A 17783-nucleotide genomic window follows, 5' to 3' on the forward strand; every position below is an offset into this window, starting at 1 on the left:
CGACGAGTCAGTTGCGTAGACAGAAACGTCGATGTCTCGCCCCATGTCGCGACCGAGAAGGCCCTCACCGGTTGAGTCTTCACTGCCACCCTCCGTCGATCGACAATGACTGTGGCGGAGGGCAACCAATCCATGTCGTGAATGGCGCTTCCCAAGATCACAGCGTCGAACCATTCGTGCCCTGGGCTCTCGACCGCAGGAAACATCGTCACGTCAAATCCTGCAGCACCACACCGTTCTGCGATCCTTCCGGCCTTCCGGCTACACCTCGCGTCGATCCTTTGGCACTCGCGTACGCGATCAGAATCTTGGTCATCGTCACTCGTTCCCATCCGGAAGGGGAACCGACCAGACGAGAGTTGTACCACCTCCTGCGGAGGACTGTGCGTCAAAGGTCCCACCCAAGGCGAATGCTCGCTCGCACAGGTTCTTCAGCCCGCGCCGGTGCGCCCCTGATGGTAAGCCGATTCCGTCATCCTTGATCGTGACGGTCAAGGAATCGTCTACGTCTATGACGATCGCCGCGGTTGACGCGTGCGCGTGTCGGACCACATTGCTGAGCGCCTCTCGCACCACCGCCTCGGCTTGCTCGCCCAGAGTCGGATCGACGACCGACAGTGGACCCTTTATTTGGACGGTCACCCGCAAGTCGGTGTCAGCGCTCGTCTCGGCGACAACTTGGTTCAGGCGACTCCGTAGTGAGGGGGCGCCGTCCTCGGTCGCATGCAAGTCGAAGATGGCACGGCGAATGTCCTGAATGATGTCCTGCAAGTCGTCGATGGTCCCACTGAGCCTTTGATGTATTTCAGGAGCTCGCGCAAGCTGGAGCGTGCCTTGAACCGACAATCCGACAGCGAAGATTCGCTGAATTACGTGATCGTGAAGGTCACGCGCGATCCGATCACGGTCAGCAAGTATGTCGAGTTCCCGCATTCGACGTTGATTGTCTGCCAGCCGCAGTGCAACAGCCCCTTGATCGGCAAAGGCAGACATGGACGCCACCTGATCCGTACCGTACTGCTCCGTCCCGCGCAATTTCAATACCGCCAGGACTCCTCGAACCTCTTGTCCGTCTCGAAGTGGCAGCACGATCGCAGGTCCGTAGTCATGTCCCTCACCGAACCCCGGATCGAATTCCAATGACTCCGTCATGATCGGAAGTTTTTTCCGGTAGACCGCGCCCGATGTGGAGAAGTCCATCGGAATACCGTGTCCGACCAAAGCTTCGGAATCCAGTCCGCTCGCGACAGAGACCACCAACTCGGCGGTCTCTACGGCTGTCAGTTCAGGATCCGCAGGTACCGCCAGAAATGCGCAGTCAGATGAAGTGAGTGACAGCGACTTGTCTGCGATCAGTTGAAGAACTCCCCGTGTGTCGGCGCCGGCCAACAACGCTGTCGTTACCTCGCCGGTCGCGCGCAGCCATTCTTGTTTCATTTTCGTCAGGGCGTACAGCTGGGAGTTGTCGATCGCGATGCCGGCGGCCGATGCGAGCGCGAGAACGATCATCTCGTCGTGCGCGGTGAAAGCTCGCCCGTTCGTCTTCTCGGTGAGGTAGAGATTGCCGAACACCTGGCCACGAGTCTGTATCGGTACGCCGAGAAAGGTTTTCATCGGCGGATGATGGTCAGGGAAACCCACGGAGGCCTCATGTTCTGACAGATCATCCAACCGCAGTGGCTTCGGATCAGAAATCAGGGCGCCGAGCACACCGCGTCCGCGGGGGAGGTCACCGATCAGTTCCTGCCCGGTCTCGTCGATTCCTTCGTAGACGAATTGCTTCAGTTCCTCACTGTCGCCGACCACTCCGAGCGCACCGAACGTGGCATCGACCAACGCGATAGCGGATTTGACGATCGTGCGCAGGGTGGCATCCAAGTCGAGTCCCGCCGTGACCGCCAGTAGAGCTTCGAGCAGACCGTCGACATGTATGAGTTCATCGGACGGAAGGCCTAAGTCGTTCGGTACCGTTCCGGCATGAGCTTCAGAACCCGGCTCGGAGTGAGTCATGGCTGCGGAAGGTGCTCGTGCATCTTCGTTGCCAGTATCGCCGCTTGAGTTCTACGCTCGACTCCAAGTTTGCTCAACAAACGGGAAACGTAATTCTTCACGGTCTTCTCCGCCAAAAACATTCGCGCCGCAATCTGTCGATTCGTCAGGCCTTCACCAAGTAATCCCAGCAATACGCGCTCCTGCTGGCTCAGTTCCTCGAATGGGCCGTTCTTGTCAGCTGCATCGGTGCGCAATTTCGCCATCAACGCCGCAGCAGCTCTGTTGTCGAGCAACGATTTCCCCGCGCCGACATCTCGCACCGCCCTGGCCAAGTCCAGTCCCTTGATGTCCTTGACCACGTAGCCACTGGCACCGGCCAGAATCGCATCGAGCATCGCCTGATCGTCTTCGAACGAGGTGAGGATGAGGCACCGCAGTGCAGGCAACTTCGACAACAACTCGCGACACAGTTCGATCCCGTTTCCATCCGGAAGCCGAACATCGAGAACAGCCACGTCTGGTTTCAGAGCAGGTATTCGTGCCATCGCGTGGGCATAATTCGACGCCTCCCCTACTACCCTCAGGCCCGGGTCTCCCTCGAGTAACTCCACGAGGCCACGGCGCACAACCTCGTGATCGTCTACCAGAAATACGTCGGTCATGTGATCATCCGTCCTCACCTCACGCAGCACGCACTCAACGACTACCCATAGCCCGACGAACGAATCAGCGAACGCGGACGTCACTGCACCCAAAGGGTGTTGCCCGACAAGTTCGTCACGTCACGGTAAGGACCTCGGACATCGACCTACGAGTAGTCATGACGGGTGGAGTGCCGCCAGGCGCACGCCCGATACGAACCAGCATCTGAGGAACGCCGACTTCCGGCACCAACCGGTTGAGCAGAGCACGACTGCCAGGCACTTCGGTCATATGTGACAGCGGGCACGTCGCCGCGCCCCGAACCGTCGCTTCGAGCAGTATCGACGAGAGCACCTGACCACACCGCAGCCAGTCGCGCCGGCTGTCAGTGGTTGTGCCAATTGCCACTACCGTCGATTCGTCGATTGCACCTTGGTCCCCCATCGCAGCATTACGGCGCGCGGGAAAAGTCCGGGCGATGGGGACGCTGCCACCACCGGAAACAAGCGAAGTCTCCGGAATTCCACCCGAGGACATGGAATGCCCAGCCCACCAATGCAACTCCGCTTGATACTCGGAGTCGTATCGGCGAGCAGCGGCCGACGCTTGGGTTGCGCGAAGCAGACCGGCTCGTTGCTCCGAGCCCAGTACCGTTACGCCGACGTCAAGTTTGCGACCCACTTCCGCCACAGAGTCGGTCAGCTCGTCGATTGCGTCGAACATCCCGAAAGCGCGGCGGTCGGTGCGCCGCCGACGTATCGCGGCGAGCATGTCGAAGTCGTGCGAGCGCGGCCGCGCATCGTGCCGAAACTCTACCGTGGCAAATAGATTCGGGGAGACTCCGCGGTCTTCGTAGTGAATGTCGACACTCCAACGTAGCCCCAGCAGGCCCACTCGGAGGTGATCGAGTGCGGCGCCGCAACTGATATGCAGTTGCCGTCCGGTCGGGTCAGCTGCCCGGAGAAGTCTACGGTGATCGCCGAACAGCTGTAACCGCCCGTCGGCGTACGTCCACCGCCACGGTTGGCTGTTGTGCAAGGACGGCGCCCGACACGCGAGATCGACGGCGAGCTGTACGACACTCGAATCCGGTTTGGTGAGGTTCATGTCTCCTCCGATCTCAGCGGCCCGAAGTCCCACGTGCCGCTCTCAGTAGAAGCGTCGCAGGGTCGTCCGCTCCGCATAAGTGCCAATGGTCACCGCAACGCCGACCCTGTGAAGGTCGGCCCAATCCGACTGGTGACACCGAAAATGACTTTCTCCTCTGCCATAGGCAGCCTCGGTCACGAAGGATTCGGTCACGGCCAATTGACATCCGTTCCGACGAGAAGGAGATCAGTTGTGAAAAACAATCCACCCGTTGTTGTCGGGTATGACGGATCTTCGCAGTCACGGGACGCAGTGTGGTGGGGCGCTCACGAATCCGCCCTCCGAGCTGCACCCTTACTCCTGCTGACGACGATGTTCACTCCCACCACCTATGGCGTACCCATCGGGATGCCGGCCTTCTATTTCGACGAACAAGAAGCAGCCGCCAAAAAACGACTTGCCGAGGCCACCGAACTGGCGAAACAAGCGGTCGGCGAACGAACAGTCCAGATCGACGTCGAATTGGCTTCGGATCCACCCATACCGGTGCTCCGTGAAACTTCCAAAACTGCCCGGGTCATCGTCGTCGGAAGCCGCGGGCACGGCGAATACACCGGAGGTCTCCTGGGTTCGGTGAGTTCGTCGCTGGCAGTGCATTCACTGTGCCCGGTCGCCGTCGTCCGAGGACTCGGCGGCGACGAGGACGTCTCCTCTCGCCCCGTAGTAGTCGGGGTCGACGGCAGCGTACACAGCGAACCAGCCATCGCCACTGCCTTCGAGGAAGCGTCACTACGTGGCGTCGAGTTGGTCGCCGTCCACGCCTGGTCGGACGTAGTTCTCGAGGTTGTCTTCTCGAAGTTTCGGGAGGTCGATTGGCGAGCCCGCCAAGACACCGAACGTGCACTGCTCGCCGAGAGCCTGGCCGGATTCGGCGATCGTTACCCCGATGTGCCAGTAAATACTGTCGTAGTCAAGGACAAGCCGGGTCAAAATCTCGTCCACCACACCGAGCGGGCACAGTTGGTAGTTCTGGGACGCCGCGGCCGCGGCGGATTCAGCGGCATGCTTCTAGGGAGCACCTGTCGAGAAGTCCTCCACGACGCACACTGTCCGGTGTTGGTCGTCAACAGCCATCGATGATCGAGATGACACCCCGCACGCCCTCCGACGAGTGGATGATGTCGTGGCATGTCGACGCCCCCGGTTCGCTCGGGACGCATCCACTTGTCAGGCGACTGGTCCCCCGCCCGGAAATCGGCGCGAATGAACTACTGGTCCGTGTTCTCGCGTGCGGAGTGTGCCGCACCGACCTCCACGTCGCCGTAGGCGACCTTCCGGTTCACCGACGCAACGTCGTACCGGGTCACGAAGTTGTCGGGCTCGTCGAGGCGGTCGGGACGGCTGTCGACGCCTTCAAGCCCGGTAACCGTGTGGGGATTCCGTGGCTTCATTCGACGTGCGGTGTGTGTCGCTACTGCCTACGCGGCGCTGAGAACCTGTGCCCGAACTCCACCTATACCGGCTGGGATGTCAACGGTGGATTTGCCGAATATACTTCTATATCAGAAGCATTCGCACTCAAACTCCCGTCTGGGTATACGGACGACGAACTCGCACCGCTACTCTGTGCGGGAATCATCGGATTCCGTGCGCTCGAGCGTGCCGACCTGCCGGAAGGTGGGCGGCTGGGAGTTTACGGTTTCGGCGCAAGTGCACACCTTGCGACGCAGGTCGCACTTGCTCGAGGCGCACAGGTGCATGTGATGACGCGCAGCAAATCCGCGCGCGAACTGGCCCACGATCTCGGAGCCGCATCGGTGCAAGGTGCATACGACCATCCACCGGAACTGCTCGATTCGGCAATCCTTTTCGCGCCAGTCGGCGATCTCGTTCCCACTGCCCTCGAAGCACTGGACCGAGCCGGCGTCCTGTCAATCGCCGGAATACACCTCACGGATGTACCTGCACTGAACTACCAGAAGCACCTGTTCTACGAACGCGAGGTTCGATCGGTAACTTCGAACACCAGGCGAGATGCACAGGAGTTTCTCGAATTCGCGGACAATCATCACCTCCACGTCAGCACCATGCCCTATCCACTCAGCGGAGCGAATCGGGCACTGGAAGACTTGGCGGCAGATCGAGTCACGGGCGCAGCAGTGCTGGTGCCATGACTATCTGGCGCGCGGCGACCTCCGAACACGCGTCGGTGATCATTCGTAGACGCGTCTTTCGCGCTGTCTTGTTCGACATGGACGGTGTCGTGACCGACACCCGACATACCCATCGAGCCGCCTGGGGGCGCCTGTTTCACGAATTGAGCGCGCACGACGACGTCGGCGATGTGGAACTCGACGACGAGGACTATCGAGAATTCATCGACGGCAAAGAAAGACAGAAGGGCCTCCGGTCATACCTCGAATCGCGGAAAATCGAACTTCCCCTGGGGCATCCCGACGATCCTCCCGATGCCACTACCGTCAATAATCTCCTCGAGCGCAAAAACCGATTCTTCCTCGCGGAACTCGAACGAGAAGGAGTCGGGGTGATCGCCCCGACCGTGAGGTGGGTTCAGCAACTACGCGCCGCCGGCGTACTCACTGCTGTGGTGTCGGCAAGCAAAAACGCGCGACGAGTACTCGAGATCGCCTGTGTCTCTGACTATTTCGACATCCGACTCGACGGCGCCGACATTGCACTACTCGGGTTGGACGGCAAGCCGGATCCAGACACCTATCTGGAAACCGCACGAAGACTGTCGATCCCGCCAGCCGAATGCGTCGTCGTCGAAGACTCGATCGCTGGAATCCGCGCCGCCCGATCCGGTGGATTCGGTCTGCGAATCGGTCTTGGTCCAAGCGAAAATCTCGACTCTCTCACCGAGAACGGCGCCGACCTCGCCGTCACCACCATCGGCGAGGTCGCCTTCCACTTCGTCACGGCCACAACGCGCGAAGGCGATAACCACGATCCTGGATGCCGACTCTGTATATCAGGAAATGAGCCCAACTCCACACTCGAATATCGCGGGATCGACCCGAGCGCCACTGGCCTACGCGAGACCATGTCGACCATGGGAAATGGCTACTTTGCCACGAGAGGCGCATTGTCTGAGTCCCACGACGACGGCCTCCACTATCCCGGCACATATGTCGCGGGGTGCTACAACCGACTCACCTCGGATATGGACGGACACTTACGCGAGGACGAAAGCGCGGTCAATCTGCCGGACTGGACGACATTTACCGTCACAGGACCTGACGGAGAACTGCTCCAATCCCAATCAACGCTTGTCACGCACCACCACGAAGCAGTCGATCTCGAGCACGGAATCTGTTCCAGAGAAAGTGTATTCCGCGATACGCGCGGTCGCGTCACTCGAATTCGACAACGCCGGATCGTATCGATGGACGATCCACACGTAGCCGCGATCACCATGACCGTCGCAGCCGAAAACTGGGATGGAACAATCGACATCAGATCCGGCATCACCACCGACGTAGTCAACAACAATGTTCCGGACTATTCGAAACTGGCCAAAAAACACCTCGAAGTCCTCGCTTTGGACACCGTCGACGACCAATGCATTTCCGCAACGGTCCAAACCACTAACTCCCACATTCGAATCACCCAAGCCGAGCGTCTCCGCCTAGCCGACATCGACGGATCAATCACGCAACACCACCGCCACGTGAACACAGACCACACTGGAATCGTGCAGGTCATCCGCTGCCGAATCACCGTCGCCAAACCCGTCACCATCGAGAAGACGTCGGCGCTCTTCACCTCCCGCGATAAATCAACTCTCGACCCGAAGTCCGCCGCGTGGCAACGAGTCCAGGAAGCAGAGAACCACGACGCACTGTTTCGACGCCACTGCGCCGCTTGGGACGGACTCTGGCACCAATTCGCCATTACCCTCGCTACAGAAGACTCCTCTGCTCTGGCGACGAACGTACTACTCCTTCACGTACTTCAGACACTGTCGACCCACACAACAGATCTCGACGTCGGAGTTCCCGCACGAGGACTCCATGGCGAGGCATACCGCGGTCACGTCTTCTGGGACGAATTGTTCGTTATGCCAATCCTGACGCGCCGCCTTCCGGAGTTGACATCGTCCTTGCTGCTCTATCGGTGCAGACGATTGGCCCAGGCGCACCGAAACGCCCGAGGCCTGAATCTGCGCGGCGCTCTCTTTCCCTGGCAAAGCGGCAGCGACGGTCGAGAAGAAACACCTCCCTTCCTCTTCAACCCCAGGTCTGCCCACTGGATGCCCGATCACTCTCGTCGCCAGTACCACGTCAACCTCGCAATCGCCCACAATGTCTGGCGATATTGGCAAACGACAACCGATCTGGAATTTCTCGCTCGCCACGGGGTCGATCTACTCATCGAGAATGCGCGATTTTGGATGGCAAAGTCCGAATACGACGCGAGCAACGACAGATACGATATCCGCGGTGTCATGGGCCCAGATGAATTCCATGACGGCTATCCCGACCGCCCCGGCACCGGGATCGACAACAACGCATACGTGAACGTCATGACGGAATGGTCGCTCATACGTGCGGTCGAGGCGGTTCGGGTACTCCGCAATGACAACCGATACTTCCCTGGGCGCCTCGATGTGAGCGACAAGGAGTTGGTGTCGTGGGACCGACTGAGCAGGCGACTGCGCCTGACTTTCCTCGATAACGGCCTGATCAGTCAATTCGAGGGTTTCGGCGCGTTGACCGAGCTGGATTGGGCCGACTACCGGTCACGATACGGGGACATCGGGCGCCTGGATCTCATACTCGAGGCAGAGGGAGACTCGCCGATCCACTACAAGGCCTCGAAACAGGCAGACATCCTCATGTTGCTCTACGTCTTCACCGCGGAGGAACTGACCGAGTTGATCACACGATTGGGGTACGAGTTCGATCCCTCCGTGATCCCGGAGATGATCGATTACTACCTCGAGCGCACGACGCACGGTTCGACACTGAGCCGAATTTCCCACACATGGGTCCTTGTGCGAGGCAACCGATCACAGTCGTGGGCCATGCTCCGCGATGCCCTGGCCGCGGATCTGTCCGACGCCCGGAGCGGAAGTACCAGGGAAGGAATCCATCTCGGCGCGATGGCGGGCGCGATCGATATTCTCGAACGCTGCTACACAGGGCTCGACTTCCGGGACGATATTCTGCGGCTGCATCCGCAATTACCCCTCGAGCTGCCTGAACTTGCCTTCACGATCTGTTACCGTGGCCACCGTCTTCGAATCCAGTGCACCCATTCGGATGTGACAGTGGCATCGGAGACAAAAGATATCCCACCGATCGAGCTTTCGATCCACGACACCAGCTACACCCTTGCTGCAGGCTCCTCGGTCACCGTGAGTTCGGATAAGTAGGAGGTCCGGACAGCTAGGGGTCCGAACAGCGGGGCAGTCAGGAGGCGTCGATCGACGGCCCCAGGGCGAACCCGGCGTCGGATAGATCCGCATACGCAGGCTCGCCGTGGGAACCGTCATCGCGAACCTCGACATACCTGGCCGAATACGCTCTCGGGTCAGCAGCGCTGCCCGTGACAGGCGTCCTCTCGAGCACGACAGCGCCAGGCCATCGCGCATGTACCGCAGCCACCAGGGCGCTGCCGTCGACGGTCGCCGTCGACAGTGGTCCACCTTCACCAACGATCACCACGCGCCGACCGTCTGTCAGCATCCATACCCCGACCGGGAACGATCTGACTGTGCTCCCTTCCCCTGAGACCGTCACCGTATCCCCGGCCTCGCTCACCAAACTCGCAGTTTTCGGTTGATTCATTCCCGGGCCTCCTGAGCAGCCGTACCGGTCGAGTCGCTACCTGCCGTCGACGCTAGCCCACAACAACCACCACCACAGGTGTCGGCGGCACACGGATCAGAAGGCCGAAAGACCCTTTTTCGTGCACCTCGCGGCCCTGACCAGGAAGTCCTGACCCCGGCACAATTCGAATCACGATCACCCGAGCACGGCGAGTGCACGTGAGCAATCGCCCTGTTGATTCCCGAGCGGAGCATTGGATGAAGACACTGGTCACGGCCGCAAGCCGCCACGGTTCGACAAGCGAAATCGCAGATTTTCTCGCAAAATCCCTACGAGAGAGCGGAATGGACGCCGACCGCCGCCAGCCTGACGACGTTCTCGAACTCACCGAGTACGACACGATAGTTCTCGGGAGCGCGATCTATATGGGGCACTGGATGAAGGACGCAGAGGAATTCACCAAACGCTTCTCGGATGCATTGCGGCTTCGCCAGGTTTGGCTGTTCTCCTCGGGACCGATCGGTTCCGGCGAATCCACGACCGGTGTTCCATCCGACATCGCCACCTTGATGGAGAAGACCGGTGCAGTCGAACACAAATCGTTCGCAGGCAAACTCGACCGCGAAGGATTGGGGTTCGGTGAACGAGTGGCCGTACGAGTCGTTCACGCGCCCGAAGGCGACTTCCGGGATTGGGCTTCGGTTCGCTCCTGGGCTGAGTCGATCCGCGAGGCAGCTCGCACCACACGGGATTTCGAATCAGAGGAAACGTCATGAACCGCGGAGCACCAATCGTGGTGGGTGTCGACGGGTCGGCGCCGGCGCTGTCCGCAGTTCGATGGGCGGCCCGAGAAGCCGTACTTCGCACTCGACCGCTCCACTTACTGTCCGTGATGCCTGACGACGCAGACACTTTCGGCGGTGCTGTCAAACTCGGTGCACCACGGTTTCCAGACCAACGAACTGTTGGTCGCGAACGACTCTCCACAGCTCGTTCCGAGGCGCTGCTGTCCGCAGCGACGCTGGGAGACAGAGAATTACAGATCGTCGACAAGCTGAGATTCGGAAACGGTGTAGAAGTACTCCTTGACGAATCCCGCACGGCTGCGATGCTTGTCGTCGGATCGCACGGGCTCAATCAATTCGCCGACGCGATACTCGGCTCCGTCAGCGCGGCAGTGGTTCTCCATTCGAACGTGCCTGTCGCAGTCATCCGAAACGTCCCGAATTCGAAACAGCCGCAGATGAGCGGCCCGATAGTGGTGGGTATCGACGGGACAGAGAACAGCGAACCCGCGATTGCCGAAGCGTTCGAGGCCGCTTCAATCCACGGAGTGGAGCTAACTGCAGTCCATGCCTGGAGCGACTCCGACCTTACAACCGTGTTTCGCTCCGATCCTGACGGTGTATCGCTGGACTGGGACACGATCTCAACCGCCGAGCATGCGGTCTTGGCGGAAAGGCTTGCGGGGTGGAGGCAGGAGTACCCCGACGTCGCCGTTCGATGTGTCGTCGTACGTGACAATCCTGCAAGGCAATTGGAAATCGAATCGAAATCGGCGCGACTCGTACTCGTGGGACGGCGAGGACGGGGCGGATTCTCGTCGATGCTACTCGGCTCGACGAGTCGCCGTCTCATGCACACAGCGTCCTGCCCGTTGCTGATCATGCCGTCCCCCACCCGCCAGAAGGACCAGAACACGTGACAACGCACCTCGAACCCCAATCACCACCGAAGTCGCCCTCGGACCGCAACCAATACTCCGCCACAGTCAATCGACTCGTCGCGGAGTTCAAGGGACTCATCTCGGCGGAATGCATCAACATCGTCGTGACAGGCTGCCTCGACGATCTGTCCTGGACAACGCCGCAAGCCCGACCTGAACTCAGCGAACGACTCGCGCGGCAACGCATCATCAGCTATCTCGACAGCAAGGCGGACAACTTCAACTGAGGGGCTACGCATGACCGACCACAACGGAAGAAGCGCTCTCATTTCCGGAGGAGCGAGCCAGGTCGGTGCGGCCATCGCCAAAGCCCTGTCCGAAGAAGGCTTCGGAGTCCTCATCGGCGACCTCCTCGAAGGAGAAGGAAACGCAACAGCATCGAAACTCGGTGACCGCGTGGCGTTCCAGCGTCTCGACGTGACACAACCGGAGAGTTGGGAATCCGCCATCGACACAGCCGAGTCAACTTTCGGACATCTGTCCGTCCTCGTCAACAATGCCGGAATCATCGAGTCGGGAAGCGTGCAACTACAACGCCCCACACAGTTCAAACATGTCCTCAATACCAACCTGTACGGGGCATGGCTCGGAATACACTGTGCTGCAAAGTCCCTGACAACCGCGGGCGGAGGTGCAATCGTGAACATCTCCTCCACAGCGGGTCTGACCGGATACCAGGGAATGGGTGCTTACGTTGCCAGCGAATGGGGCCTTCGAGGGCTTACTAAGGCGGCGGCCCTCGACCTGTGCGGCAACGACGTGCGAGTATGTTCCGTTCACCCCGGACCGATACAAGGCTCAGCGACAAATGATTTCGGCGGTTTGCCCTTCGTCGCCGATCAGCCTATCCCGCGTCTCGGAAGTCCGAACGAGATAGCATCGACAGTGCGCTTCATCGTCAGCGAAGCGACGTACACCACCGGCACAGAATTTGTCGTCGACGGTGGATACGCTGCGGGGAGACCGCGCTCGTGACCGAAAGAATGCCGAGGATGGTCGACCTGAACTGAACACGACCAGCGGCAAGCGCACAATGGTGAACCATGAGACGCAGGACCATGAGACTCGGAAACAAGAATCGGTGGCATCTGCATCCCGCAGTCCGTACGGGTTCGGAGCTGACCCGCGGAGAACGTGCGGCCGATGTGGTCCGCAACGGTATGGGGTCGTGGCCGTTCGTCTTCGTGTTCGTCGCGATCATGGGAATCTGGGCAGGGTTCAACGGCAATACCGGTTTCGATCCCTACCCGTTCATTCTGCTGAATCTATTTTTGTCGATGCTTGCCGGCATGCAGGGAGCAATTCTGTTGATCTCGGCGAAACGGGCGGATGCCATCAGTAGTGAAGTCGCGGTTCATACCCTCGACAACACCAATCAACTCCGACAGTTGATCGAGGCGAACACGGCACTGACCGAGACCGTCGCGGAACTCTCGCGGGGAATCCACAAACATGTCTGCACTCCGGAACACACCGCACGCTGACCGTCACGATCTCGTGTCCAGCGCGTGCAGCGGCGCATCCGGACTCCTCACGAGAGCATCTGCGGTTGCGGACAGAGTCTTGGCGAAGAGGGTGGCGGTCGCTGCGTCGAAGAGATCGGCGGAGTAGACGAGTGCCGCCTCGATCCCGGCGAGTTCACCGGTTTCGTCGAACACTTCGGCAAAGTGAAAATGAAGGTCACACTTGGCGATGTCGAGTGGCCGCGGCGTGACCTCGAAGGTAAGCCCGTCGGATTCGAGCACTGCGGCAGGGAAGTTCTCGAACGACATTGCCACCTGGAAGAACGGATGCAGCGACGCATGACGAGGAGGATCGAGATAGTCGACCAGTCGCTCGAACTGCACATCGCTGTGATCGTGCGCCAACAGTTCTACTCGGCGGCACTCGGCGACAAGAGAGTCGAAGTCCGCCGAAACGTCGACGTATGTGCGAAGCACGAGTGTGTTCACGAACATGCCCACGAGGTCGTCGAGTTTCGGATGGCCCCGGCCTGCGACCGGGCTACCGACGATGATGTCGTGGTCACCGGACAGAGCACTCAGTGTCGCCGCTAAGACGGCGTGAACGACGGTGAACAACCCGGTCTCGGCTCGCTTTGCAGACATACTCAGCCCGCGATGAGTCTCAGGATCGAGCAAGAATTCGACTCGCCCGGCCCCGAATGTCCACATCGAGGGTCGAGCGTGGTCGAGTGGCAGAGAAATCTCACTCGGTGCCCCGTCGAGAACCCTCGCCCAATGCTCGAGTTGACTGACAGCGAGGTCGGTAGGCGCCCCCTGCGCTCCCAGAATTTCCGTGCGCCACATGGCGTAGTCCGAGTACCGCACCGCGGTCTCCGGCCACGTCGGGTGCGTATTCCGCGCCCGAACCTCGTACGCGACGGACAAGTCGCGCGCGAGAATGGCGAGAGACCATCCATCTGCCGCAATGTGATGGACAACCGCCGCCAACAGATGATCGTCCCGACCGTATGCACACACGATCAAGCGAATGGGGATCTCGGAACGCACATCGAAACCCCGAGAGAGCGTCTGGTGAACGATCGATTCTGCATCGCTCGAATTCCCTTCGACCACTTGAAGTCCGCGCGGAATCCGGTCCGGATTCACCACTAGCGGGCGCGGCGAACCCGAGACATCCGGATACACGGTTCGAAGTGTTTCGTGCCTGACCATTACGTCCTGCACGGCCGAAGCCAACGCGTCGTGGTCGAGTCTGCCACGCACGCGAATTGTGAAGGGCAGGTTGTACAGAGCAGGCGAGGTGAGTTCTCGACCGATGTATTCCTGTGCAGGTGAGAGCAGCGGCGTCGAGGCGTCGCCGGCCTGTTCCAACGGTGGCACCCACCCGACGTGTTGGCCGAAGGAACTCGCGAGCGCGGCGGCGCTCGGCGAGTCGAACAGATCCCGAACACCGAGGTTGATGCCGAACTCAGCGTTGAGGCGGCCGATCACGCGAGTTGCAGACAATGAGTCTCCCCCGAGATCGAAAAACGAATCGCTGTGGCCGATCTCGCTGGCCCCGAGCACTCCCTCGAAGGTACGGATGATGCGGGCCTCGATCGGTGTTGCGACCCGTACCGCTTCTCTCCGCTCGAAGGTGGGAGCGGGGAGCGCGCCCCGATCGACTTTCCTGTTCGTGGTGAGCGGAACCGCGTCGATTCGAATCACGACGACCGGGATCATGTATTCCGGCAACTTCTGAGTCAGAAGGCGTTCGATACTCACGTCCGAGTCGAGCATTCCCGAATGCAGTTTCACGTAACTCACCAGCGCCGGCGAACCATTGGCCAGATCGCGGACCAACGTCGTGGCGAACTCCACCGACGGGTGGCCGTACAGGACGGAATCGATCTCACCGAGTTCGATTCGGCGCCCACGCACCTTCACCTGATCGTCTGTGCGACCGAGGAATTCGAGTTGGGCGTCGTCTGTCCATCGGACCCGATCGCCGCTTCGGAACATACGATGCCCCGCTGAAAGTGTGGACGCAACGAAACGCGCAGCCGTCTCACCCGCTCCACCCTCGTACCCTCTGGCCAAACCAGGCCCCGACAGGTAGAGCTCCCCCGCGGCCCCTGTGGACAACGGCTCGAGCGATGCGTCGAGAACCACCGCCTCGACTCCGTGCATGAGCCGCCCGAGTGTCACACGATCGTCGACGTTCAAGACGTCGGTGATGGTGACACTGCATGTCGCCTCGGTAGGGCCGTACGCGCTTCGAACACGCACGAACGGCGCCCACCGGCGCATCAGTTCGTGCGGTAATTTCTCGCCACCGACTATCAGGAATTTCAAGCCGGGCACCCGTTCCGGAGCCAATGTTGCGAGCGCCGAAGGTGTTACGAGTAGATGTGTCACGGCACGACGGCAGATGAGGTCTTCCAGCTCGAATCCACCAACGGTCTCGGGTGGGCAGATCACCGACGAGGCGAGGAACAGAGCGGGAGCGAGCATCTCTACGACAGAGGTGTCAAAACTGGTTGAAGCACAATGCATTACGACAGAGCGTGAATCGAGCTCGTATTTCTCGCGAATGTCGGTAGCCAAATTGGCCAGGCCACGGTGAGTGACCGACACCGCTTTGGGCCGGCCCGTGGAGCCGGAGGTGAAGATCATGTAAGCCCGATGATCGGCATGTGCGGGCTCGGGGTCGAAGGACGGCGCGAAAGCATCGGGGTCACAGTCCAAGAACAGCCACTCGAGGTCGTACGGCAACGAACGCCGCATCCCGAAAGTCGTGAGCCCGATCCTTGGTTTGCATACACCGAGCATGTCCACGACCCGTTCGGCGGGGTGGGCCGGATCGATCGGTACGTATGTGGCTCCTACACGCGCCACAGCCCACATTGCCAGGACCGATTCGATGGATCGCGGGATCGCCACGACGACAACATCATCGGGGCCCACATCGACGGACTTCAAATGCCGACTCCAGAGTCCCGCCATCCGATCGAGGTGCCCGTAGGTCCACGATCTGTCACCGTCGGTGATGGCAACCGAATCGACAGCCCGGTGCACTGCGGAACGCAGAAGAGAATCAAGACTTCTGGGCTCGATCGAAGGCTCGCCACGCGCCGGACTCGTGGCTCCCAGCTCGGCATCCGTCCACAGGGGCGGAGCAGGATGATCCGGCGGCGTGTCGACGAATACCTCGAGAAACCGAACGAATCGATCATGATGGGCAGAAAGTTCGGCAGAGCTGTACAGCGCACCGTTGGCCTCGAGATCGACGCGAATGTTCCCTGTGTAACCGGGGTAGACGTTCAGCGCGATATCGTCGATCGGTCCGGTCGTGAGTATCTCGACGTGACCTCGTACCGCGCCCAAGCTCAGGGCCCTGTCGAACAACATGACGTTGACGACCGGACCGAAAGATTGCACTCTTGACTGCCGTCGACCGTCAGTCAGAGCGGACATGTCCTCCCGGCGGTAACGTTGGTGCCGAAGTGCCTCGCTCAGTGCGCTCTCGACAACGCATACCGCCGAGGAGGGTGTCGATGCACCCACGCCGCGAAGTACCAGAGGAACCACGTTCGACATCGCGCCCGGCAACGATCTCGACGCAGCAGTCACTCGCCCGGACACCGGCAGAGACAAACACAGGTCGTCGACACCACACATCAGTGCCACGTATGACGCGAACGCCGATATCACCGTTGCTGCCGAGAGATCGGACAGTGGCACTGTGCCACTCGCTCGCAGCGTACTTCCCCGAAAAGTGCCCGTCGCGCTCGCTCCCAAGACCGGAGAGGAGGGAACTGACCGGAGTTTCTCGTGCCAGAATTCTCGATCGCGGACACAGCGCGGTGATTCTCGGTATCGGCTTTCCTGGCGGGCAACCGCCGCCACGCGATCCGACACAACCGAGTCGACCTGATCCGGCCTCACCGGACCAGCGGACAGATAGATCTCGGCGGTGCGGCGCATCAGAAGTGCAGCGGAGTAACCGTCGAGTGCGATGTGATGCGCACGGTAGTACCAGAACCAGCGATGAGGGCCGACCTGCAACAGATTGGCGACGGTGAGGGCAGTATCCGGAGCGAGAGTCGCCGTGCTCCACTCTCGATTCATCCACGTCATCGCTGCACGGACGGGATCGTCGTATCGACGGAAATCCAGCCTTCCGCCGACCAGTGTCAGATCAGGGTCTTCGTCCAATTCGGGCACTCCATCCGTCACACGCAGACGAAGGCCCGCAACGCCGAACTCACGGTGCGCGGCGACTGTCGATGATTCCAGCCGAGATGCGTCCAGCTCACCGTTCAGATCAACGAACTGAGCTATGACAAACGGCGACGCCGGTTCAAGGGACTGAGCGAACCACAACGAGCGTTGTGCAGCTGTCAACGGCGTCATCGTCTCGCTCGGATCACGACGATCTCCTCAGTGACCTGGTCAGGGTCGATGACGCCGATCGACTCCAGGTATCGCCTGCGCGACAGCAAGACCGGGCCGAAAGGAATCGAGGTCCTCGAGACCACCGATGCATCGAGTTCGTTGTCGGCGAACAGTTCGACGGTGCGATCGATGCCGCTGAGTGCGGACTGGATCAGCAATATCGTGCCCTCCTTCTGCAGAACACCCGGTGCCGTCGCACATATGCGATCGAGCAACAGGCGTCCGTCGTTGCCTCCGTCCCAACTACGAGCACGGCCGGTGCGCGGCGCACGGTCGTCCACGGAAGGAACATAAGGCGGGTTCGAGACGACGAGGTCGAATCGACGACCGTGAAACGGGGTCAGGAGATCTCCGTGACGGGCGTGGATTCTGTGACCGCGGAGTCGCCCGTTCATCCAGGTGCACACCGCGGCACGTCGTGAGATATCCACGGCGAAAACCGTTCCCGCCCCAGCCTTGGCCGCACACACACTCAGCGCACCACTACCGGAGCACAGATCGAGAACCTGAGAAGACGCATCCAACTTCTCGGCGCGTACTGCGTCGGAAATAAGACGAGTATCGCACTGAGGCGAATAGACACCGGGAAATCGAATCATCACACTGCGCTCCTGCCGTGGACTTACTCGGTGGATG

At 60.3% G+C, this 17783-nt stretch carries 14 protein-coding genes; 8 read left to right on the forward strand and 6 right to left on the reverse strand.

The annotated features are described in order from the left end of the window. Window positions 1–318: 318 nt before the first annotated feature. The 3 genes from M1L53_RS15055 to M1L53_RS15065 form a co-directional block, all read right to left on the reverse strand. Window positions 319–2010, reverse strand: coding sequence for a GAF domain-containing sensor histidine kinase (locus M1L53_RS15055; protein ID WP_083471155.1), 1692 nt, complete (start codon window positions 2008–2010; stop codon window positions 319–321). Then, window positions 2007–2654, reverse strand: coding sequence for a response regulator transcription factor (locus M1L53_RS15060; protein ID WP_020907981.1), 648 nt, complete (start codon window positions 2652–2654; stop codon window positions 2007–2009). The genes M1L53_RS15055 and M1L53_RS15060 overlap by 4 nt, the downstream gene beginning before the upstream one ends. A gap of 115 nt (window positions 2655–2769) precedes the next feature. Beyond that, window positions 2770–3741, reverse strand: a complete 972-nt coding sequence (locus M1L53_RS15065; protein WP_054187205.1) for an Acg family FMN-binding oxidoreductase — start codon at window positions 3739–3741, stop codon at window positions 2770–2772. A gap of 234 nt (window positions 3742–3975) precedes the next feature. On the opposite strand from M1L53_RS15065, the gene M1L53_RS15070 reads away from it, so the two are divergent. The 3 genes from M1L53_RS15070 to M1L53_RS15080 are packed head-to-tail and all read left to right on the forward strand — an operon-like array spanning window position 3976 to window position 9121. Then, a complete protein-coding gene (locus tag M1L53_RS15070) occupies window positions 3976–4863 on the forward strand; it encodes a universal stress protein (protein WP_054187204.1) in 888 nt (295 codons plus the stop codon). A 35-nt stretch (window positions 4864–4898) separates the two neighbouring features. Beyond that, on the forward strand, window positions 4899–5897 hold the full coding sequence (locus M1L53_RS15075; RefSeq protein WP_054187217.1) for a zinc-binding alcohol dehydrogenase family protein: 999 nt from the start codon (window positions 4899–4901) through the stop codon (window positions 5895–5897). Beyond that, a complete protein-coding gene (locus M1L53_RS15080; protein ID WP_054187203.1) occupies window positions 5894–9121 on the forward strand; it encodes an HAD-IA family hydrolase in 3228 nt (1075 codons plus the stop codon). The genes M1L53_RS15075 and M1L53_RS15080 overlap by 4 nt, the downstream gene beginning before the upstream one ends. Window positions 9122–9158: 37 nt before the next feature. Here the strand turns inward: M1L53_RS15080 and M1L53_RS15085 are convergent, their stop codons facing one another. Continuing rightward, on the reverse strand, window positions 9159–9536 hold the full coding sequence (locus M1L53_RS15085; RefSeq protein ID WP_054187202.1) for a hypothetical protein: 378 nt from the start codon (window positions 9534–9536) through the stop codon (window positions 9159–9161). Between the two features lie 239 nt (window positions 9537–9775). Between M1L53_RS15085 and M1L53_RS15090 the strand changes: the two genes are divergently transcribed. From M1L53_RS15090 to M1L53_RS15110, 5 genes are all read left to right on the forward strand, one after another. Next, on the forward strand, window positions 9776–10294 hold the full coding sequence (locus M1L53_RS15090) for a flavodoxin domain-containing protein (protein WP_054187201.1): 519 nt from the start codon (window positions 9776–9778) through the stop codon (window positions 10292–10294). Further along, on the forward strand, window positions 10291–11223 hold the full coding sequence (locus M1L53_RS15095) for a universal stress protein (protein WP_054187200.1): 933 nt from the start codon (window positions 10291–10293) through the stop codon (window positions 11221–11223). The genes M1L53_RS15090 and M1L53_RS15095 overlap by 4 nt, the downstream gene beginning before the upstream one ends. After that, the gene (locus M1L53_RS15100; RefSeq protein WP_054187199.1) at window positions 11220–11471 is read left to right on the forward strand and encodes a hypothetical protein; all 252 of its coding nucleotides are present in this window, start codon (window positions 11220–11222) and stop codon (window positions 11469–11471) included. The genes M1L53_RS15095 and M1L53_RS15100 overlap by 4 nt, the downstream gene beginning before the upstream one ends. 10 nt (window positions 11472–11481) lie before the next feature. Then, window positions 11482–12219 carry an SDR family oxidoreductase gene (locus M1L53_RS15105; protein WP_054187198.1) on the forward strand — a complete coding sequence of 246 codons (738 nt, stop codon included), beginning with the start codon at window positions 11482–11484 and terminating at the stop codon, window positions 12217–12219. Window positions 12220–12287: 68 nt separating this feature from the next. After that, window positions 12288–12728: a DUF1003 domain-containing protein gene (locus tag M1L53_RS15110; protein ID WP_232319005.1), complete on the forward strand. Its 441-nt coding sequence runs from the start codon at window positions 12288–12290 to the stop codon at window positions 12726–12728. Between the two features lie 3 nt (window positions 12729–12731). Here the strand turns inward: M1L53_RS15110 and M1L53_RS15115 are convergent, their stop codons facing one another. Together M1L53_RS15115 and M1L53_RS15120 are read right to left on the reverse strand one after the other, a co-directional pair. Next, a complete protein-coding gene (locus M1L53_RS15115) occupies window positions 12732–17105 on the reverse strand; it encodes a non-ribosomal peptide synthetase (protein ID WP_054187197.1) in 4374 nt (1457 codons plus the stop codon). Beyond that, window positions 17102–17749, reverse strand: coding sequence for a HemK2/MTQ2 family protein methyltransferase (locus tag M1L53_RS15120; RefSeq protein WP_064112849.1), 648 nt, complete (start codon window positions 17747–17749; stop codon window positions 17102–17104). The genes M1L53_RS15115 and M1L53_RS15120 overlap by 4 nt, the downstream gene beginning before the upstream one ends. Window positions 17750–17783: the final 34 nt, after the last annotated feature.

Source organism: Rhodococcus sp. T9N, from assembly GCF_024436645.1.
Classification (GTDB): domain Bacteria; phylum Actinomycetota; class Actinomycetes; order Mycobacteriales; family Mycobacteriaceae; genus Rhodococcus_F; species Rhodococcus_F qingshengii.

Excerpts from the sequence above, each read along its gene's own strand:
- M1L53_RS15065 (WP_054187205.1), bottom strand. The coding sequence starts at position 3,741 with ATGAACCTCACCAAACCGGATTCGAGTGTCGTACAGCTCGCCGTCGAT.
- M1L53_RS15105 (WP_054187198.1), top strand. The coding sequence starts at position 11,482 with ATGACCGACCACAACGGAAGAAGCGCTCTCATTTCCGGAGGAGCGAGC.
- M1L53_RS15090 (WP_054187201.1), top strand. The coding sequence starts at position 9,776 with ATGAAGACACTGGTCACGGCCGCAAGCCGCCACGGTTCGACAAGCGAA.
- M1L53_RS15095 (WP_054187200.1), top strand. The coding sequence starts at position 10,291 with ATGAACCGCGGAGCACCAATCGTGGTGGGTGTCGACGGGTCGGCGCCG.
- M1L53_RS15080 (WP_054187203.1), top strand. The coding sequence starts at position 5,894 with ATGACTATCTGGCGCGCGGCGACCTCCGAACACGCGTCGGTGATCATT.
- M1L53_RS15055 (WP_083471155.1), bottom strand. The coding sequence starts at position 2,010 with ATGACTCACTCCGAGCCGGGTTCTGAAGCTCATGCCGGAACGGTACCG.
- M1L53_RS15085 (WP_054187202.1), bottom strand. The coding sequence starts at position 9,536 with ATGAATCAACCGAAAACTGCGAGTTTGGTGAGCGAGGCCGGGGATACG.
- M1L53_RS15115 (WP_054187197.1), bottom strand. The coding sequence starts at position 17,105 with ATGACGCCGTTGACAGCTGCACAACGCTCGTTGTGGTTCGCTCAGTCC.
- M1L53_RS15075 (WP_054187217.1), top strand. The coding sequence starts at position 4,899 with ATGATGTCGTGGCATGTCGACGCCCCCGGTTCGCTCGGGACGCATCCA.
- M1L53_RS15060 (WP_020907981.1), bottom strand. The coding sequence starts at position 2,654 with ATGACCGACGTATTTCTGGTAGACGATCACGAGGTTGTGCGCCGTGGC.
- M1L53_RS15110 (WP_232319005.1), top strand. The coding sequence starts at position 12,288 with ATGAGACGCAGGACCATGAGACTCGGAAACAAGAATCGGTGGCATCTG.